Genomic DNA, 18,992 nt, shown 5'->3' with positions numbered 1-18,992 from the left:
GCCTTCGTAAGCCCGGATGCTACTACCGTCATGATGAACCTCGCTGCCACGAGTGGATCAATCATTGACTACGCATTCGGGCTTACGTTCCCTTCGTCCATCGCTCACAAATGGACAAAGTCAAGCTTATGCTCCCCACGAACGCCCTCCATCAACCGCGAATGCGTTTCGCGGATTAACCGCAACGATAAAGGTAGGGTCGTGAGTCTCTCCATCCCATAGTTCATTGCATCTACATAATTCACAACTTCGGCAATGTCTTTAGTCCGGACGCCGTCCTCGTCGATTTCGGCTTCTAACACCTCATCGAGCGTACATTGAATGCCTTCGATCTGAGAGCTGAGCACACCGCCTCTTTGCGCACATACATCGCGACAAACAATTCCGGGTTCGGCAAGATCTCTGTGATTCCGGCAAGACGGCCCACGGCGATATCCGCATCGGAGAGAAGCCTGATCATCTCGCCGTCAAAAGCGATGAGTGGAGGCAAATTTGCTGGAACAAAAGCCAAATAGCCACTTCCTTGGGGAACGGTTTTGCCAGCTCTCGAATGACAGGGTTGCATAATATAGCGATCCGTTTGGTGCTGTTATTATAATTTTTAGCGATTTTTTATAATAAGTATTTGGTGGCGAACATCCTATATCAACAGATTGCAATAAGCACCGCTGCATCGGCCGGGATACTTGAAGTCCACGGTGACGCAGAAGGCCGATGATGACATATCTTCCGAAAGCAGCGCGTCGGTCACGCTGACTGCGCATGAGCGTGGCCGGCGCTGCCTGCCAGCGGCCGGCAGCGCGCCGGCCCGGACTACCGGCAAACCGGCTTAGAGCGGCAGATCGATCAAGGACGCCGTGTTCAGCCCGACCAGGGCGATCTGCTGGACCGGCATCGGGGCGTCGTAGCCGGACGAGAAAGCGCCGGTTTGCGCGCCGCTGCCGCTCATTTTCAGCAAGGTGCTGGCGATGGTCGCCTGGAAGGCCGCGATATCGGTCGCGGCCGTTACCGTGCCGAGCATGGCGCGCACCGTGGCCGCCGCATTCGCGCCGACGTAGCCGTTCACTTCAGCCGAGCTATCGATGGCCAGCGTGAAGTCGGAGGCGATGGTGATCTTGTTGTTGACCAGCTTGCCGTCGAGTATGCCCTGGGCGGTGGTGTTTTCCAGCGCGCCGGCCATGATCGACAGCGAGGCGTTGGCGCGCGACAGATTGCCGCTGTCGATCGCATTGGTCCAGAAGGCCGCGCCGCCGGCGTCCGGGGCGCGGTTGAAAATGTTCTGGTAGACCGCCGCGATGAAGCTGGCGGTGCTGCCCGGATACATGGCCGCCGATTCGGCGCTGGCGCCGAAGCTGTCGATCAGGCTGTGCAGGCCGGCATCCTTGCCATAGGCCGCGCTGATGGCCGAAAATGTCAGCGGCGCCTTCAGGCCGGTCAGCTGCGACTGGAACGATGCGAGTCCGCCCGAATCGGCCGCGCGCCCGAAGTAGGCCAGGTACAGCGCCTGCACCACGTCGTCGTAGTCGAGCTGGAGAACGCCGCCGTCGAAGCGGATGGCTTCGACATTGCGCAGCACGTCCACGCCGCCGCTGCCGATTTTGTCGGTGACGACGAAGCCGCTGGCGTCGCGCACCACGTAATAGTTGCCGCGCGGGCCGTTGTAGCTGACCGAGTCGGTGCCGCCCAGGCCATCGATGACATTGTTGCCGCTGGTCGGCTGCAAGAAGTCGTTGCCGGCGGTGCCGGTCACGGCGCCACCCTCGACCGGGGTCGCCGCGCCCAGCGTGAACAGCAGGTGCTTGGCGGCCGTGCTGGTGTTGCCGGCCTTGTCGAGCGCGCTGACGAGGACATCGTAATTGCCGTCGGCCAGCACGCTGCCGCCCAGGTTCCAGTTGCCGTCCGCGCCGACCGCACCCTCGGCGAGGACGGTGCCGGCGTTGCTCAGGCGGATCGTGCTGCCGGCGTCGCCGCTGCCGCTGAAGCGGACCACGCCGCCGCCGGCGAGCAGCACCTTGCCCGACGGTAGCGCCGGCGCCACGGTATCGACGCTGAGCGCCAGCGCCGCGCTCGGGGCCGAGACATTGCCGGCGGCATCGGTGGCGCGCACGGTGAGCGCCAGGTTCAGGCCATCGGCCAGGGCAGCGGTGGCGACCGCGTACGTGCCGCCGGCGCCGGCCTTGGTGCTGGCCACCAGCTTCGTGCCGCTGTACACATCGACCCTGGCATTGGCTTCGGCGCTGCCGCTCACCAGAGGCTTGTTGCCGGACACAAAACCGTTGGGGTTCTTCTCCACGCTGGCCGTCGGCGCGGCCGGCGCGCTGGTGTCGGCGGCTGGCGGCGTGATGATCGGCGGCAGGGTCACCACCGGCGGCGGCGTGACCACCGGCGGCGGCGTGACCACCGGCGGCGGCGTGACCACCGGCGGCGGCGGCGTCACGACCGGCGGCGGGGTGACCACCGGCGGCGGGGTGACGACCGGCGGCGGCAGCACCTGGTTCGACGGCACGCTGCGGTCGTCGAATGTCAGCATTTCGACCGAGCTCAGCGTGTCGACGCCGTCGGCCCCGCTCACGCGCAGCTTGCCGCCGCCCAGATCGGTAAAGGTGTACGCGCCGAACTTGCCTCGGAAGACGGCGGTATCGGTCCCGTTGCCGCCGTTGAGCGTATCGTTGCCGCCGTCGCCTTCGAGGCGGTCGTTGGCGGCGCCGCCGGTCAGGGTATCGGCCAGGCTGGTGCCGGTGACAAAGCGCCCGCCGCCGCTCGCATTCATGCCGAGCGCGCCGCCCAGCCCGTCGCCGCCGTACAGCCAGTTCAGGGCCGCCACGTCATACGGGCTGAACGTGGCGTACGGACCGCCCTTGTTGGTGTACGAGAGCAGCGTGTTGCTGCTGTTGTCCTCGGCGGCCGGCAAGCGGATAGCGTCGTCGAACGGGTGTTTCAGGCCCATCATGTGGCCCAGTTCGTGCAGCAGGATCTGCAAGCCGCCCGAACCGGGCGCCAGGGTGGCGTTCGCGGGCAGGGCGGCGGCGACATCGTCCAGGTACACATAGGCCCTGGCGCTGTAGCCGACCAGGCGCTCGCCCGAGTACGAGAAGCTGGAACCCCAGCTGGCCAGGCCGGCGGTGCCGCCGCCCAGATCCTTGGCGGCCAGGTGCACGTCGGCGAGGGCGGCATCGGCCGTTTCGGCGAACACGATGCCGGTGATCGCGCCCAGCGCCGCCATGGCCGCGCGCGCGCCGACCTGCTGCCCCGCGCTGAAGGCCATCAGGCCGTTGGCGGCGCTGTTCTCGCCCTCGTTGTGGGAGGCGATCGAAAAGGTGTAGCGGATGGTGTTGCCCGCAGGCGTCACATAGTTCCAGTCGGGGCCGCTACCGAGCAGGGCGTCGATGTGGTTCAGGCCGGAGAGGACGGTGTCGAGATCGGAGATATTGGGCATGCGCTTGACTCGTATTGGATATGGAAAGGTTTCCAAACGCAAACCGACGCTGAGCGCCCGGCAACAGATTTGGAAAGTTGCCGCGTTTTGCTCGACAAGCGGCGAAGTATTCCAAATTTATGTAATGACGTCAAATATATTATGAAATGTGCATTGTCGGATGTGCACGTCTCGCAGGCGCGGGCGTTCAGGCGGCGCCTGCCGCGCGCATGGCAAAAAGCCGGCGCCGCCCGCAAGGGGCGGCGCCGGCCGCAGGCACGCACGGCTGCTGTGTTACAGCGGCAGGTCGATCAGGGACGTGTTGTTGAATCCGACCAGGGCGACGGGCTGGGCCGGCAGTGCTTCGTACAGGGACGATGAGGCCCCCGTCTGCACCCCGGCCCCGCTCATCTGCAGCAAGGTGCTGGCGATGGTGGCCTGGAAGGCCGCGATATCGGTCGCGGCCGTGACCGTGCCGAGCATGGTGCGCACCGTGGCGGCCGCATTGTTGCCGACATAACCATTCACCTCAGCCGGGGTATCGATGGCCAGGGTGAAGTCGGAAGCGATGGTGATCTTGTTGTTGACCAGTTTGCCGTCGAGAAGACCCTGGGCCGTGGTGTTTTCGAGCGCTCCGGCCATGATCGACAGCGACGCGTTGGCGCGCGACAGGTTGCCGCTGTCGATGGCGTTGGTCCAGAACGCCGCGCCGCCGGCATCGGGGGCGCGGTTGAAAATGTTCTGGTAGACGGCGGCGATGAAGCTGGCGGTGCTGCCCGGATACAGGGCCGCCGATTCGGCGCTGGCGCCGAAACTGTCGATCAGATTGTGCAGGCCGACATTGTTGCCGTAAGCGGCGCTGACGGCCGAAAACGTGTGCGGCGCGCTCAGATCGCCCAGCTGCGACTGGAAGGACGACAGGCCGCCCGAATCGGCCGCGCGCCCGAAGTAGGCCAGGTACAGCGCCTGTACCACGTCGTCGTATTCGAGCTTGAGGGTGCTGTCGCTGAACTTGACCGCTTCGATGTTGCGCAGCAGGTCGATGCCGTCGGTGCCGCTGCGGGCGGTGACCACGAAACCGCTGTCGTCGCGCACCACGTCGTAGTTGCCGCGCGGGCCGGTGTAGTTGGCCGTGTCGGTGCCGGCGCCGCCGTCGATGACGTTGTTGCCCGCGGTCGGCTGCAGGGTATCGTTGCCGGAGGTGCCGCCGATGGTGGTGGTGGCCCCGACCGCAAACAGCAGGTGCATGGCGGCCACGCTGCTGTTGTCGGCCTTGTCGAGCGAGCTCACCGTGACGTCGTAATTGCCGTTGGCCAGGGTACTGCCGCCCAGGCTCCAGCTGCCGCTGGCGCCGACCGTGCCTTCGGCGATGATGGCGTTGGCATTGGTCAGGCGGATCGTGCTGCCGGCTTCGCCGTTACCGCTGAACAGGACCGCGCCGCTGGCCGAGACATTCACGGTCGCGGTCGGCGCCGCCGGGGCCACGGTGTCGACGCTGAACTGCAGCGCGCTGGGCAGCGAGACATTGCCGGCGGCATCGGTGGCGCGCACCGTCAGCACCAGGTCGAGGGCATCGGCCAGCGCCGTGGTGGCGACCGCATAGCTGCCGTTGGCGGCGGCCGTGGTGCTGGCAACCAGGCCGACGGCGCTGTAGATGTCGACCTTGGCATTCGCTTCGGCGCTGCCGCTGACCAGCGGCTTGTTGCCGGACACAAAACCGTTGGCGTTCTTGACCAGGCTGGCGGATGGCGCCACCGGCGCGGTGGTGTCGCCGGTGGGCGGCGTCACCACCTGGGGCGACTGCACGCTCTGGTCGTCGAACTTGAGCACTTCGACCGAGTTCAGGGTGTCGGTGCCGTCGGCGCCGATCACGCGCACGCTGCCGCCGCCGAGGTCGGTCACAGTGTAGGACCCGTAATTGCCACGGAACACAGCGGTATCGGTGCCGCCGCCGCCGTTGAGCGTGTCGTCGCCGCCGTCGCCTTCGAGGCGGTCGTTGGCGGCGGTGCCGGTCAAGGTATTGGCGAAGCTGGTGCCGGTGATGTAGCGCCCGCCGCCGGACGAGTTGATGCCGAGCGCGCCGCCCAGGCCGTCGCCGCCGTACAGCCACTTGAGGGCCGCGACGTCGTACGGGCTGAAGTCGGCGTACGGGCCGCCCACGCTGGTGTACGACAGCAAGGTGTTGGCGGTGTTGTCGTCGCCGGGCGCCAGATTGGTGCCGCCCTCGAACGGGTGCTTCAGGCCGATCATGTGGCCCAGTTCATGCAGCAGAGTCTGGAAACCGTTGGTGCCGGGCGACAGGTTGGCGTTCGATGCGGCGAACTCGACATTGTCGAGATAGACATAGGCTTGCGCATCGTACATGGTCACGGTGCTGCCGCTGTAGCTGTAGCTCGAACTCCAGCTGCACAAGCCGCTCGTGCTGGCGCCCGCGATATTGACCGAGGCCAGGTGCACATCGGCCGCGAGACCGTTGGCCGTTTCGGTAAAGGTAATGCCGGTGACCGCCGCCAGCGCCGCGAAGGCCGCGCGCGCATGCGTTTGCTGGGACGCGGAAAACGCGGTCTGGCCGCTCTGCGTCGCTTCATTGCCGGAGGCGACAGAGAAGGTGTACAGGATGGTGTTGCCGGCGGGCGTAAGATAGTTCCAGTCGGGACCCGAGTCGAGCAGGGCATCGATGTGGATCAGGCCGGAGGTGGGTGTTACGGTGATGTCGGATACGGTCGCCATGCTGTCTGCTCGTCATTGGAAGTGATGGGGTCCAAATGACGCGCAACCAGCGCCGCGCAAGGCGCCGGCAGGCGGATTTGGAAAGTGGCGGGCGCATGCGCCAGCGGTGAATTCAGTATTTCAAAGTCGCAAGTTGCAGTCAAACAAAATCTGAATCGTGCGTGCAATTTATCGCAAATAAACACCACCGCAGATGATGACATCCTCGCTTGGCTGGCAATACATTGCCTTTGGTTCAATCTTACCGCTGACGGGATTGGTGAACTTATATTCTTGCCAAAAAGAAGGATTCTTTTTTGCCATCTCGACCCGTTCTTTCACGAAAGCCTTGCCGTCGATGTCCTTCAACTCCATCAGATTCTTGTTCAACATTTTCGGATTGGCACCATGCGCGCGCACCACGCCGTCGAAGCCGTAGGCCACCATGTACAGGTCGCGGTCGGTGAAGGGACCATCCTTGCGGTTGATCTCGCTGTAGGTCTTGTCCTTGCCGTTCGCCTTCATGAAAACGATGGTTTTCTTGACCATGGCTTCGGCTTCGGGTTTGGTGGCGAATTCATCGGCGCTGGCAGGCAGCGCGACGCACAGGGACAGCATGGCGCCGGCGATAGCACGGCGCGGCACGACAGTGAATGTCAACATGGAAACTCCCTTCGGCGAAGCGCGCCACGGCGACGCGCCAAGGCGGCGCGCCAAGGCGACGCGCCGCTCCATCCTAGCACTTCTGTGAGGTGCTGCCGAGTGTTAACTTTTGGGTGTTGCAAGCAGGGCCTTCAGGCTGGCCAGGCGGTCCTTGGGCGACATCGTTTCGGCCTCGGTGGGCGGGGCGTCGCCGACGTCGAGCGCCATTTCCTTGATGAAACGCGAGACGTCGCAATGCACCTGTTCGCCGGCGCGCTTGCGCTTCTTGCACCAGGTAATGTACAAGGTGCGCTGGGCGCGCGTGATGCCCACATACATCAGGCGCCGCTCTTCCTGGATGCGCGCGCCGATGGTTTCCACCGACGCGTCCGGATCGCCCTTGTGCGGCAGGATGCCCTCTTCCACGCCGACCAGGAAGACGTGCGGAAACTCCAGTCCCTTGGACGCGTGCAGGGTCGACATGCGCACCGCGTCCGGCTCCTCGTCCTTGCCTTCCAGCATGCTCATCAAGGCCACCATCTGGGTCAGTTCCAGCAGGTTCTTTTCGTCGCCCGATTTATCCTTGCCGCCGCAGCCGCGCTCCTTGAGCCAGTTGGTAAATTCGAGCACGTTCTGCCACTTGCTTTGCGCGGCGCGGTCGTCGAAGGTATCGTACAGATAGCTCTCGTAGGCGATCTCTTTCATCATGTCGTCGAGCACGGCGGCCGCGTTCGCGCCGCTGCCGGACGGACCCGGGCGGCTGGCGCGCGCTTCGAGCTGGTTGATGAAGTTGCAAAAGGATCGCAAGGGCAACAGCTGACGGTCCGGCAACTTCGCTTCGATGCCGCCCTTGAAGGTGGCCTCGAACAGCGAACAGTTCCACTGCTTGGAAAACGCGCCCAGCACTTCCAGGGTGGCCATGCCGACCCCGCGCTTGGGCGTGGTGACGGCGCGGATGAAGGCCGGGTCGTCGCCATCGTTGGCGATCAGGCGCAGGTAGCTGATGATGTCCTTGATTTCAGCCTTGTCGAAAAAACTCTGGCCGCCCGAAATCGTGTACGGAATGCGCTCCTTGCGCAGGCATTGCTCGATCACGCGCGCCTGGTGGTTGCCTCGATACAAAATGGCGTAATCGGACCACTTGTTCTTGCGCTGGAAGCGGTCGCTTGAGATCATGATCGCCACCTGCTCGGCTTCCTGGTCGTCGGTCTGCATGCCCAGCACGGTGATCGGCTCGCCCAGGCCGTGCTCGGACCACAGGGCTTTTTCGAACAGCTTGGGATTGTTCGAGATGACCGCGTTGGCCGCCTGCAAGATGCGCGTGGTGGAACGGTAATTCTGTTCGAGCTTGATGACGCGCAAGTCCGGGAAATCGTCGCCCAGGGTTTTCAGGTTTTCCACCGACGCGCCGCGCCAGGCGTAGATGGCCTGGTCGTCGTCGCCGACGGCGGTAAACATCGGCTTCTTGCCGATCCCGGTGACCAGCAGCTTGACCAGTTCGTACTGGCAGGTGTTGGTGTCCTGATACTCGTCCATGAGCAGGTAGCGCAGGCGGCGCTGCCATTTGTCGCGGATCGGATCGTTGTTGCGGAACAATTCCACCGGCAGGCGGATCAGGTCGTCGAAGTCGACCGCCTGGTAAGCCGCCAGGGTGGCCACATAGCTGCGGAACACGCGCGCGGCCTGGGCTTCGTCTTCATCCTTGGCGTGCTTGACCGCGTCTTCCGGGTCGACCAGGGCGTTTTTCCACAGCGAAATGGAATTCTGGATGCTGCGGATCAGTTGCTTGTCGGTGGTGATCGCCAAGTCCTGGACCAGGCCGAAGCAGTCGTCGCTGTCCATGATCGAAAAGCGGTCCTTCAGGCCCACCCCGGCCGCTTCCTGGCGCAGGATCTTCACGCCCAGGGAGTGGAAGGTGGAGACGGTGAGCTGCTTGGCCTGGCGCGGCTGCTTGAGCAGCTTGGCGATGCGTTCCTGCATTTCCAGCGCGGCCTTGTTGGTGAAGGTCAGGGCGGCGATGGTGCGCGGATCGTAGCCGCGGTCCTCGATCAGGTGCGCGATCTTCTGGGTGATGACGCGCGTCTTGCCCGAACCGGCGCCGGCCAGTACCAGGCAGGGACCGTCGAGGTACATGACCGCTTCGCTCTGCGGAACGTTCAGGCCGAAACTGGGGGTGGTGGACATCGGGCGGGGCAATCTGGTGGGGGACGACCAGGCATTGTAACGTACGCCCGGCGCCGTTTGCGCCCGCGCCCGGGCGCCATCGGCCCCGGCCTGCTTAAAACCCCGACAGCACAATCTTCCCGATCGTGCGTCCCGCCTCCAGCGCCGCGTGGGCGCGCGCCAGGTTGGCCGCGTCGATCCTGCCGCCGCTCTCCCCGACCGTGGTTTTCAGCACGCCCGCGTCGACCAGGGCCGCCACCTCGTCCAGCAAGTTGTGCTGCTCGATCATGTCGGGCGTGCCGAACATCGAGCGCGTAAACATCATCTCGAACACCACGGTCACGCTCTTGGCGAACACCAGGTCCATCGGCAGCGGCCGCTCATTGCGCACGATCGCGCAGATCTTGCCCTGCGGCGCGATGGCCGTGGCCATGGCCGCGAAATGCAGGTCGATATCGTTCAGGCACAAAATATAGTCGACTTGCGCCAGGCCCAGCGCGGCCAGCTGGGCCGGCATGTCGCCCAGGTGGTCGATCACATGGTCGGCGCCGAGCGCCTTGCACCACGCGCCTGAAGCCGGGCGCGAGGCGCTCGCCACCACGGTCAGGCGCGCCAGTTTTTTGGCCAGCTGGATCGCCATCGAACCGACCCCGCCGGCGCCGCCGATGATCAGGACCGACTTGCCCGCGTCGGCCCCGCTGCGCGAGACGCCCAGGCGCTCGAACAGCGCTTCCCACGCGGTGATGCTGGTCAGCGGCAGCGCGGCGGCCTGCGCGGCGTCCAGGCTGGCCGGTTTGCGCCCGACGATGCGCTCGTCGACCGCATGGAACTCGCTGTTGGCGCCCGGACGCACCACGCTGCCCGCGTAGTAGACCGCATCGCCCACCTTGAACAGGCTGGCCTGCGGCCCCACGGCGCTGACGGTGCCGGCCACGTCCCAGCCGACCAGGTGCGGCTCGCCATCGTGGTCGGCCGCCTTGCGCTGCTTGTAGTCGACCGGATTGACCGAAATCGCCTCGACCTTGACCACCAGGTCGCGCCCTTGCGGCTGCGGCTCGGGCAGGTTGACATCGTGCAGGGCTCCGTTAATGACGGCAATGGCTTTCATGTTGTTTCCTTGTCTGGTTGCTGGAAGAGCCAGTGTAGACCGCGCCGATTCGATTGATAATTGGCATAATGATTGAATATCTCTTCACCAATACAGAACAATGAACCTCGACCTGACCGATGTGGCGCTGTTCGTGCGGGTCTGCGCCACCCACAACCTGTCGGCGGCCGGGCGCGAGTTCGGGCTGTCGCCGGCGGCGTCGAGCGCGCGCATGGCCCAGCTCGAACGCCAACTGGGCGCGCGCCTGCTGCACCGGACCACGCGCCAGATCGCCCTGTCCCAGGATGGCGAAGCCTTTCTCGAGCGCGCCGTGGCCCTGCTCGACGCCGCCGAGCAGGCGCGCGCCTCGGTCGGCAGCGGGCGCGAGCCGCAGGGCTTGCTGCGGGTGGCGGCCTCGGTCTCGTTCGGGCGCCTGCATCTGATGCCGTGGCTGCCGCAATTTCTGGAACGCTATCCGGGCCTGCAACTCGACCTGCGCCTGTCGGACCGGGTGATCGACCTGGCCGCCAACGGCATCGACGTGACCATCCGCAACGGCCCGCTGCACGACTCGGCCCTGATCGCGCGCGTGCTGGCGCCCAGCCGCCTGCTGCTGGTGGCCTCGCCCGCCTATCTGGCGCGGCACGGCACGCCGCAGCGGCCGCAGGAACTGGCCGGGCACCAGTGCCTGGTGCTGGAAGGCGTCAATCCATGGAATTTCAGGGACCCGGACGGCAGCCTGATCAGCGTGCGGGTGGGCGGGCGGATGCGCAGCGATAACGGCGAAGCGATGCGCGATGCCGCCATGGCGGGACTGGGAATCGCGCTGCAATCGACCTGGGCGGTGTATCAGCAGCTCAAGAGCGGCGCGCTGGTGCCGCTGCTGGCGGCCTATCCGATGGCCTTGAACTCGGTGGTGTCGGCCCAGTACCTGAACCGCAATTTCTTGCCGCCCAAGACGCAGGTGTTCATCGATTACTTTGCCGCCCGCTTCGGGCCGGCGCCGTATTGGGACGAGGGCTTGCCCGGGATCGGCAACTAAGCTCAGGTCGCTGCCTTGTTGTCCTCGCACAAGACCTTGAGCAGGCGCAGCTGTTCATGCTGCATGTCGAGCAGTTGCTGCTTGAAGGCATCCATCTTTTCGTGCAGGGCCATGATTTCCAGCTCGGCCTTGAGGTTGATCTCGTAATCGTTTTGCGCGTTGAGGCGGTCGATTTCGCCCTGGCGGTTCTGCGACATCAGGATCACCGGCGCCTGGATCGAGGCCAGCATCGACAGGAACAGGTTGAGCAGGATGTAGGGATAGGGATCGAAGGGCTTGGCGCCGCCGCGCGCGAGCAGGAAGGAATTGAGCACCACCCAGCACACCAGCACCAGCGCGAACAGCATGATGAAGGTCCACGAGCCGCCGAAGCGGGCCACGGCGTCGGCCGCGCGCTGGCCGAAGGTGGGATCGTCTTCCGGGTCGGGCTGGCTGGGGGTGAGCGCGCGCCGTTCGGCGATGTGCTTGGCCACGGTGTCGTCGCTGCGTTTTTGCAGTTCTTCGATGTGCGCCAGGTAATCTTTGCGGGTGGTCCTCATGCTGTGTTCTTCGCTGGTGGTGCAGACCGGTTGTCTGCTCGATAACAGTGTATCCGCAAGTCACTTTTCAGCGCGCACAGATCGCTTGCGTTACCATCGCACTATTCCGGGCTGCCATGCCCTTCACCGACGAGTCAGAGCACCATGAAATTTGAACATTTGATTGAAATTAACGATCCCTTGAATCCGCTGATCGACACCCTCACGCGCGAGCAGCTGTGGCGCGGACTGGTGCTGTGCGCCGAATCGCCCAAGCTGTTCGTGCCGCATCTGGACGAGTGCACGATCGACGAGCGCGAGAGCGGCAGTTTCCGGCGCAGCCGGCGTTTCGGCGAGCTGGTGGTGGTCGACCGCGTGCTGCTCACGCCGCTGCAGGAAGTGCGCTACGAGGTGCCGGAACAGGGCGAAATCGCCGCCTCAAGCCTGACCGTGACCATCGAGACGCCGGCCGAGCACACCATGTTCGTGCGCTTCAAGTACGACGACGGGCATGACGCCGAGACCGACAAGGTCAATGCCATGTATGACGAGTACAAGAAATCGGCGTACCAGGAGGCCGATATCGACACGATCCGGATCGTGCGCGAGATGGCGGGGGCGGGTCGGCTCGATGCGAGTTATTTGAACTAGCAGCCTGTCGGGCGCGGCCCGCCTGCCACGCCCGGCCGCTCACACCCCCGGCGTCGTATCCGGCGCGCTGCTCGACTTGGGCGCGCCTTTTTCCAGCTCCGCCGCCAGATCGCGCAGCGCGGTGCGCACGCCCTCCTCGATCACCGGATGGTAGAACGGCATGTCCAGCATCTGCGCCACCGTCATGCGCGCCTGGCAGGCCCAGGCCAGCAGGTGCCCCAGGTTCTCCGCGCGCGGCCCGATCATCTCGGCGCCCAGAAAACGCCCGGTGCCGTATTCGCCGTACACGCGCAGCATGCCGTGGTTCTGCAGCATCACCCGGCTGCGGCCCTGGTTCTCGAACGACACCTTGCCGACCGCAAACTTGGGCTTGCCTTCCGCGCACAACTGCCTGTAACTCTCGCCCAGGGTCGCAATCTGCGGCTCGGTAAAGGCAACGGTCAGCGGCGTGCGGCGCAGGCCGGGGCGCACGTCGGGATAGCGGCCGGCGTTGTCGCCCGCGATCCTGCCGTGATCGGCCGCTTCCGGCAGCACCGGGCGCTCGTTGTTGGCGTCGCCCGCGATGAAAATGTGGCTGGTGCCGCACTGCATGGTGGTGGCGTCGAACAGCGGGATGCCGCGCTCGTCCAGCGCCAGGCCGGTGCTCTCGATACCGATCCGGTCCACATTCGGCGTGCGCCCGGCCGCCACCAGCACATACGCGAAGCGGTCGGTGTGCTCGGCGCCGGCGGCGTCGCGCGTGGTCAGGACCACGTCGTCCTGCTCCTGCCTGGCGCCGACCACCAGTTGCTGGAAGCGCAGGTCGAGCTCGCGCCCGAGGGCCTTGGCGGCCACATGCAGCACTTCCGGATCGCTCAGCTGGGCCACGCTGCCGCCGCGCGCGAACACGCTCACGCGCACGCCCAGGCGATGCAGGGCCTGGCCCAATTCCAGGCCGATCACGCCGGTGCCGATCACCGCCACCGACTCGGGCAGGTCGGTCCAGTCGAACACAGCGTCGCTGACGATGACGCGATTGCCCACCTCCTTGAGCTGGGGCAGCATGACCGGGGTGGAACCGCTGGCGATGACCACGCGCGAGGCCTCGATGCTGGTGTGCTGGTCGACCTGCAGCGACTGCGGGCCGGTGAAGCGGGCGTGGCCGCGCAGCTTGTCCTGCTCGGGGATGTTATCCACCCCCTCGAGCACGAAGCCGACGAAACGGTCGCGTTCGCTGCGCACGCGCGCCATCACGGCCTTGCCATCGATGCGCACGCCATCGGGGTGGACCCCGAATTGCGGCGCCAGCGCCAGCATGTGGGCCGCCTCGCTGGCGGCGATCAGCAACTTGCTGGGCATGCAGCCGACGCGGGCGCAGGTGGTGCCGTAGGGGCCGCTCTCGATGACGACCGCGGTTTTCCCCTGGGCGCGGGCGGCGCGGTAAGCGGCGAGGCCCGCGGTTCCGGTGCCGATGACGGCGACGTCGACGTGTAACTTGTTCATGGCGGACTCTTTTTCAACTGGACAGACAACAGGATGCGGGCGGGTGCCGTTTTCAGGCGTCAACGATACGCCAATTTTCGGTTTTCGGTGGGCTGCGGCTGTTGCGCGTTGGCAGCATGAGGCGAAGCGTATTAGTATTGCTAATCAATTTCACCATGGATAAGCCTAGCTGATGAACAATCTCGACTATCGCGGCCTGGCCGTACTCGACGCGGTGGCGGCGAGCGGCAGTTTCGACAAGGCGGCGCTGCTGCTGGGAATCAGCCAATCGGCTGTATCGCAACGCATCAAGGCGCTTGAGGACAGTTGCGGGCGGCTGCTGGTGGTACGCGGGGCGCCCTCGGTGCCGACCGGGCTGGGGCAGCGGCTGGTGGTGCATTTTCGCCATGTGAAGCTGATGGAAGCGGCGCTCGACATCGACCTCGGGCGTGACACCAGCCTGCCGACGCTGGCCCTGGCGCTCGACGCCGACAGCCTGGCGACCTGGTTCGCGCAAGCGCTGCCGGCGCTGCTGTCGCCGCCGCGCTGCCAGTTCAACATCGAACTGGCCGACGGCGAGCGTGCGCTGCGGCTGGTGCGCGAAGGCGCGGCGTTCGCCTGCGTGGCCGAGGCCGATGGCAGCGGTGGCGCTGGCGCTGGTGGTGAGGCGGCGGTCGGCACCAGCGCCACGGCGCTGGGCTTGTTGCGTTACACCTGCGTGGCCACGCCCGCGTTTGCGGGGCACTGGTTCGGCGACGGTTTTATTGCCGAGGCGGTGGCGCTGGCGCCGGCGGTGGTCAGCGAGCGCAAGCAGCTGGCGCGCTTCCTGGCGCAGGAGTTCGGTGGCGAGGTAGCTTTTCCGCACCACACCATGCCGGTCTCGGCGGCGATGGAAAACTGCATCCTGCACGGCGTGGCGTACGGCCTGATGCCCGAGCTGAGCGCGCTCAGTCTGATTGCCGCCGGCCAACTGATCGACCTGTCACCGGGGCGGACGTGGAGCACGGCCCTATCGTGGCACGCCTGGAACATCGACACCCCATTTACGCGCGCGCTGACCGAGCACATCGTCACCAGTGCCCGCCGCTATCTGCCGCAACCCCCACACCGGGGTCAGAGCTCTGACTAGCAATTAGTTGCTGAACCGAGCGAACTGACGGTCGATCCTGGTCTCCAGCATCCACAGCCATCGAATCCGTGGCGAGAAGCCGACAGCCCACAGCGCGGTATGAATTTCGTTGCTAGTCAGAGCTCTGACTAGCAATTAGTTGCTGAACCGAGCGAACTGACGGGCGATCCTGATCCCCAGCATCCACAGCCATCGAATCCGTGGCGAGAAGCAGACAGCGCACAGCGCGGCATGAATTTCGTTGCTAGTCAGAGCTCTGACCCCGGTTGGGAAACGTTTGCGTCAGATGTCGAGGGGGTCGACTTCGAGCGACCATTTGACGCGGCTTTTCATGGCGCGCAACAGGGCCAGCCATTCTTTGAGGAAGGCTTGCAGCGCCGGCCGCGAGGGACTTTCCACCAGCAGCTGCGCGCGGTCGACGTTGTGCACCCGCGTCATCGTCATCGGAATCGGGTCGTTCAAGGTAATGCCGTCAAACACCAGCGCATCGCGCGCACTTTCCAGAAAGCCGATCGCAGTTTCCAGCTCCGGCGCTTCGGCCCGCAACAGCGCCTGGTACAGGTACGGCGGCAGCGCGGCCTGGCGCCGCTCGTCGAGCAGGTCGGTGGCGAAGCGGTCGTAGTCGTGGTTGACCACCGCCGTGTACAGCGGATGGCTGGCGTAGCGCGTCTGGATCAGCACTTCGCTCACGCTGCCGCCTTCGGTGCGGGCCGCCCTGCCCGCGCGCCCGGCCACTTGCATCAGCTGCGCGAACAGGCGCTCGCTGGCACGGTAATCCTGCGAGAACAGCGCGGTATCGGGATTGAGAATCCCCACCAGCGTCAGTTTCTTGAAGTCGTGCCCCTTGGCGACCATCTGGGTGCCGATCAGGATATCGACCTCGCCCCGGTGCACCGTGTCGAACGCGGCCTGCGCACTGCCTTTCAGGCGCGTCGAGTCGGCGTCGATGCGCAAAATGCGCGCGTCCGGGAAAACCTGCTGCAAGCCTTCTTCCACGCGCTGGGTCCCGCGTCCGAGCGGCTGCAGGTCGACATTGCCGCAGGTCGGGCAATGGCGCGGTATGCGCAGCTCCAGGCTGCAGTGGTGGCAGCGCAGCCGGTGCTCGGGCTTGTGCAGCACCATGAAGGAAGTGCAGCGGGTGCAGTTGCTGATCCAGCCGCACGATTCGCAGCAGATCACGGGCGCATAACCGCGCCGGTTCAAAAACAGCAGCGATTGTTCGCCGCGCTCGAGGCGCTGGCGCAGCGCCGCCATCAGGTACGAGGTAATCCCGTCGACCGGTTTGTCGCGCTCCATGTCGAGCAGCTTCACGCGCGGCAGCACCGCATCCTTGACGGCGCGCTCGCGCAGTTCGAGCTTGCGATAGCGCCCGGAGCCGGCATGGTGCCAGCTCTCGAGCGAGGGCGTGGCCGAGCCGAGCACGATCGGAATCTTCAGCTGGCGCGCGCGCCATACCGCCAGGTCGCGCGCGGAGTAGCGCAGCCCTTCCTGCTGTTTGTAGGAGGGGTCGTGCTCTTCATCGATGACGATCAGCTTCAGGTTCGGCAGCGAGGCCAGGATCGCCAGCCGGGTGCCGAGGATGATGCGGGCCTGGCCCTGGTGCGCGGCCAGCCAGTGCAGCATGCGCTCGCCCTCCGACAGGCTGCTGTGCAAGGTGGCCAGCATCACGCCGGGAAAGCGCGCGCGGATGTTCCCTTCCAGCTGCGGGGTGAGGTTGATCTCGGGGACCAGGATCAGGATCTGGCCACCCTCTTCGCGCGCCAGCACCTGGGCGCAGGCCTGCAGATAGACTTCGGTCTTGCCGCTGCCGGTCACGCCGTACAGCAGGATCGGGGTAAAGCCCTGGGCGCCGCCGATGGCGTCGGCCGCTTGCTGCTGGGCGTCGTTCAGGACCGGCATGTCGAGCGGGGTGTGGTCGTGCGCGGGTGCGCTCTTGGCCAGCTTTTTCAGCGCGCGGTCGAGCGCCACAGTGGTGAGCACGCGCAGGTTCTTGGGCAGCCCCGGCAGGGCGACTTCGCCGAGCGGGCGCTGATAGTAGTCGGCCGCGAACGCGGCCAGCGCGATCCATTGCGGCGACAGGGGCGCTAGCTGGCTGCGCACGGCCAGCGCATCTTTGAGCTTGTCGGCCGGGACCTCGGTGTCGTGTTTGATGGCGACGATGAGCCCGACTACCTCGCGGCGCCCGAAGCTGACCAGCGCCAGCTGGCCCACCCGCGGCTCGTCGCCGGGCGCGCACGGCCAGCGGTAATCGAAGCAGCTGGTGAGCGGCGTGTCGAGCGCGATATTGAGGATGCAGTACGCCATCTGGGTCGGTTCGGTCAGGTTGAAGGAGGCGCGGAAAGCCCATCGCCATGCATGTCCAGGACATCGTTTCAAGCACGCTCAGCTTGTGGACAACTTTGTGGACAAACAATTTGTGCGAGGCCAAAAGCTTTGTGCTTGCACAATAGATGAGCCTAACAACTGAAAATCAAAGAAATTTAATCCTTACGAATCAATCACTTGCGAAAATCGCCTTGGGAAGCCGGGAAAACCATGTTTTACCGGCGTTCTGTGCATAAGTAAGGCGCGGAGCACTGAAAATGTAGTCGGATTGTGCGCCTGCGGCTGTGTATCAACGGCTGGCCACGGCTGCCGTGACGGGCTGCCGCGCGGCCCGCCGGATGCGTGCGGCGGAGCGCCGCCGACACAGTCCGGCACCATCATGCAACCCAGCAAATACTCATGTAACACCTTAACAATTGCGCTAAGTCGCGGTAAACGCGGGACTTTTCATTTTTATCCACACTGCCTGTTGATAACTTTGTGGACAATGCTTGAAAAACTGCGTTTTCCCTCTGTACCTTGTCCACATTTTCCCGGCCCGACTCGACAGGATGATTTTATAAACCGTTTAAAATCAATCACTTGGAAGTTCAAGAAACTTTTCTTGAGCGCCTTATTTTTAAGCAGCGATGTTCAAAAAAATTGTGAATAAGTGGGATATTGTCATTCAGAAAACGTCTAACGCAGCGCAGCGACACCACCCTGGCCTGGTGGCATCGCTGTAGCCAGACTACAGGCCGGCGCGTTGCTGGCGGCTGAAGCTGTGTACCGCCTCGACCATGGCGCTGACCGACTCCGGCGGGGTGAACTGCGAGATGCCATGCCCCAGGTTGAACACGTGACCTGAGCCGTCGGACGGCTTGCCGTAGCTGGTCAGGGTACGCTCGACCTCGGCGCGGATCTGTTCAGGGCTGGCGAACAGGATCGCCGGGTCCAGGTTGCCCTGCAGGGCGACCTTGTGGCCGACCAGGGCACGCGCGCGGCCCAGGTTGACGGTCCAGTCCAGGCCGACCGCATCGGCGCCGATGTCGGCGATCTGGTCCAGCCACAGGCCGCCGCCCTTGGTGAAGACCACCGCCGGGATGCGCACGCCGTCTTTTTCGCGCTTGAGCTGGCTCATCACCTGCTGCATGTACTGGAGCGAGAAGGTCTGGTAGGCGCCGTCGGCCAGCGCGCCGCCCCAGGAGTCGAAAATCATCACGGCCTGGGCGCCGGCGTCGATCTGGGCGTTCAGGTAGGCCGCCACCGCGGCCGCGTTGGTCGACAGGATGTGGTGCATCAGGTCGGGACGGTTGTACAGCATCTTTTTGATGGTGTGGAATTCCTTGGAGCCGCCGCCTTCGACCATGTAGCAGGCCAGGGTCCACGGGCTGCCCGAAAAGCCGATCAGCGGCACGCGGCCGTTCAGGGCGCCGCGGATCTGGGTGACCGCCTTGAAGACGTAGTCGAGCGAGTCGAGGTCGGGCGCGCGCAGGGCCATGACGTCGGTTTCGGTGCGCAGGGGACGCTCGAACTTGGGACCTTCGCCGTCGACGAAGTACAGGCCCAGGCCCATCGCGTCGGGCACCGTGAGGATGTCCGAGAACAGGATCGAGGCGTCCAGCGGGTAGCGGTCGATCGGCTGCAGGGTCACTTCGGTGGCGTAATCGGGGTTCTTGGCCAGGCCCAGGAAGGAGCCGGCGCGCTCGCGCGTGGCGCGGTATTCCGGCAGGTAGCGCCCCGCCTGACGCATCAGCCACACAGGGGTGTAATCGGTCGGTTGGCGCAGCAGCGCGCGCAGGAATGTGTCGTTCTGGAGCGGGGCGAATTGGGGCATGGGGAACCGTCGAAAGCTTGGAGAAAGGCGCTAT

General features: G+C 64.9%; 14 protein-coding genes. 3 read left to right on the top strand and 11 right to left on the bottom strand.

Going from position 1 to position 18,992, the window contains the following annotated elements:
• Positions 1-104: 104 nt before the first annotated feature.
• From F2P45_RS36755 to F2P45_RS12405, 7 genes are all read right to left on the bottom strand, one after another.
• Positions 105-347 carry a Fic/DOC family N-terminal domain-containing protein gene (locus F2P45_RS36755; protein ID WP_370663238.1) on the bottom strand — a complete coding sequence of 81 codons (243 nt, stop codon included), beginning with the start codon at positions 345-347 and terminating at the stop codon, positions 105-107.
• Complete coding sequence (locus F2P45_RS36750; protein WP_267877347.1) at positions 296-460, bottom strand: Fic/DOC family N-terminal domain-containing protein; 165 nt, start codon at positions 458-460, stop codon at positions 296-298. Before F2P45_RS36750 ends, F2P45_RS36755 begins: the two co-directional genes overlap by 52 nt.
• A 369-nt stretch (positions 461-829) precedes the next feature.
• On the bottom strand, positions 830-3,436 hold the full coding sequence (locus F2P45_RS12425) for an Ig-like domain-containing protein (RefSeq protein WP_166874943.1): 2,607 nt from the start codon (positions 3,434-3,436) through the stop codon (positions 830-832).
• Between the two features lie 273 nt (positions 3,437-3,709).
• Positions 3,710-6,145 (bottom strand): Ig-like domain-containing protein, encoded by a 2,436-nt coding sequence (locus tag F2P45_RS12420; RefSeq protein ID WP_166874940.1) that lies wholly within the window; start codon positions 6,143-6,145, stop codon positions 3,710-3,712.
• A 168-nt stretch (positions 6,146-6,313) separates the two neighbouring features.
• Positions 6,314-6,859: a cache domain-containing protein gene (locus tag F2P45_RS12415; RefSeq protein ID WP_229505049.1), complete on the bottom strand. Its 546-nt coding sequence runs from the start codon at positions 6,857-6,859 to the stop codon at positions 6,314-6,316.
• A gap of 30 nt (positions 6,860-6,889) precedes the next feature.
• The gene (locus F2P45_RS12410) at positions 6,890-8,950 is read right to left on the bottom strand and encodes a UvrD-helicase domain-containing protein (RefSeq protein WP_166874937.1); all 2,061 of its coding nucleotides are present in this window, start codon (positions 8,948-8,950) and stop codon (positions 6,890-6,892) included.
• 94 nt (positions 8,951-9,044) lie between these two features.
• Positions 9,045-10,037 (bottom strand): zinc-binding alcohol dehydrogenase family protein, encoded by a 993-nt coding sequence (locus F2P45_RS12405; protein WP_166874934.1) that lies wholly within the window; start codon positions 10,035-10,037, stop codon positions 9,045-9,047.
• A 100-nt stretch (positions 10,038-10,137) separates the two neighbouring features.
• Here F2P45_RS12405 and F2P45_RS12400 point away from each other — a divergent pair, with 100 nt between their 5' ends.
• The gene (locus tag F2P45_RS12400) at positions 10,138-11,058 is read left to right on the top strand and encodes a LysR family transcriptional regulator (protein WP_166874931.1); all 921 of its coding nucleotides are present in this window, start codon (positions 10,138-10,140) and stop codon (positions 11,056-11,058) included.
• A gap of 2 nt (positions 11,059-11,060) precedes the next feature.
• Here the strand turns inward: F2P45_RS12400 and F2P45_RS12395 are convergent, their stop codons facing one another.
• Positions 11,061-11,597 carry a DUF1003 domain-containing protein gene (locus tag F2P45_RS12395; protein WP_166874927.1) on the bottom strand — a complete coding sequence of 179 codons (537 nt, stop codon included), beginning with the start codon at positions 11,595-11,597 and terminating at the stop codon, positions 11,061-11,063.
• Positions 11,598-11,741: 144 nt separating this feature from the next.
• Between F2P45_RS12395 and F2P45_RS12390 the strand changes: the two genes are divergently transcribed.
• Complete coding sequence (locus F2P45_RS12390) at positions 11,742-12,227, top strand: SRPBCC family protein (RefSeq protein ID WP_166874924.1); 486 nt, start codon at positions 11,742-11,744, stop codon at positions 12,225-12,227.
• 39 nt (positions 12,228-12,266) lie between these two features.
• On the opposite strand, the gene F2P45_RS12385 is transcribed toward F2P45_RS12390, so the two are convergent.
• Positions 12,267-13,709, bottom strand: a complete 1,443-nt coding sequence (locus tag F2P45_RS12385; protein WP_166874921.1) for a dihydrolipoyl dehydrogenase — start codon at positions 13,707-13,709, stop codon at positions 12,267-12,269.
• A 172-nt stretch (positions 13,710-13,881) separates the two neighbouring features.
• Here F2P45_RS12385 and F2P45_RS12380 point away from each other — a divergent pair, with 172 nt between their 5' ends.
• Positions 13,882-14,817 (top strand): ArgP/LysG family DNA-binding transcriptional regulator, encoded by a 936-nt coding sequence (locus F2P45_RS12380; protein WP_166874918.1) that lies wholly within the window; start codon positions 13,882-13,884, stop codon positions 14,815-14,817.
• Positions 14,818-15,099: 282 nt separating this feature from the next.
• Here the strand turns inward: F2P45_RS12380 and F2P45_RS12375 are convergent, their stop codons facing one another.
• Complete coding sequence (locus tag F2P45_RS12375; protein ID WP_166874965.1) at positions 15,100-17,121, bottom strand: primosomal protein N'; 2,022 nt, start codon at positions 17,119-17,121, stop codon at positions 15,100-15,102.
• A gap of 751 nt (positions 17,122-17,872) precedes the next feature.
• Positions 17,873-18,958, bottom strand: a complete 1,086-nt coding sequence (hemE, locus tag F2P45_RS12370) for a uroporphyrinogen decarboxylase (RefSeq protein ID WP_166874916.1) — start codon at positions 18,956-18,958, stop codon at positions 17,873-17,875.
• Between the last annotated feature and the right edge of the window lie 34 nt (positions 18,959-18,992).

This window comes from Massilia mucilaginosa (assembly GCF_011682145.1).
In the GTDB taxonomy this organism is placed as follows: domain Bacteria; phylum Pseudomonadota; class Gammaproteobacteria; order Burkholderiales; family Burkholderiaceae_D; genus Telluria_A; species Telluria_A mucilaginosa.
This window is presented reverse-complemented; position numbering and strand designations above follow the sequence as displayed.

Bases quoted from the DNA above. Each gene is read 5' to 3' on its own strand.
- F2P45_RS12400 (WP_166874931.1), top strand. From the start codon at position 10,138: ATGAACCTCGACCTGACCGATGTGGCGCTGTTCGTGCGGGTCTGCGCC.
- F2P45_RS36750 (WP_267877347.1), bottom strand. From the start codon at position 460: ATGATCAGGCTTCTCTCCGATGCGGATATCGCCGTGGGCCGTCTTGCC.
- F2P45_RS12375 (WP_166874965.1), bottom strand. From the start codon at position 17,121: ATGGCGTACTGCATCCTCAATATCGCGCTCGACACGCCGCTCACCAGC.
- F2P45_RS12420 (WP_166874940.1), bottom strand. From the start codon at position 6,145: ATGGCGACCGTATCCGACATCACCGTAACACCCACCTCCGGCCTGATC.
- F2P45_RS12385 (WP_166874921.1), bottom strand. From the start codon at position 13,709: ATGAACAAGTTACACGTCGACGTCGCCGTCATCGGCACCGGAACCGCG.
- F2P45_RS12405 (WP_166874934.1), bottom strand. From the start codon at position 10,037: ATGAAAGCCATTGCCGTCATTAACGGAGCCCTGCACGATGTCAACCTG.
- F2P45_RS12425 (WP_166874943.1), bottom strand. From the start codon at position 3,436: ATGCCCAATATCTCCGATCTCGACACCGTCCTCTCCGGCCTGAACCAC.
- F2P45_RS12390 (WP_166874924.1), top strand. From the start codon at position 11,742: ATGAAATTTGAACATTTGATTGAAATTAACGATCCCTTGAATCCGCTG.
- F2P45_RS12410 (WP_166874937.1), bottom strand. From the start codon at position 8,950: ATGTCCACCACCCCCAGTTTCGGCCTGAACGTTCCGCAGAGCGAAGCG.
- F2P45_RS12395 (WP_166874927.1), bottom strand. From the start codon at position 11,597: ATGAGGACCACCCGCAAAGATTACCTGGCGCACATCGAAGAACTGCAA.
- F2P45_RS12380 (WP_166874918.1), top strand. From the start codon at position 13,882: ATGAACAATCTCGACTATCGCGGCCTGGCCGTACTCGACGCGGTGGCG.
- F2P45_RS12415 (WP_229505049.1), bottom strand. From the start codon at position 6,859: ATGGAGCGGCGCGTCGCCTTGGCGCGCCGCCTTGGCGCGTCGCCGTGG.
- hemE (WP_166874916.1), bottom strand. From the start codon at position 18,958: ATGCCCCAATTCGCCCCGCTCCAGAACGACACATTCCTGCGCGCGCTG.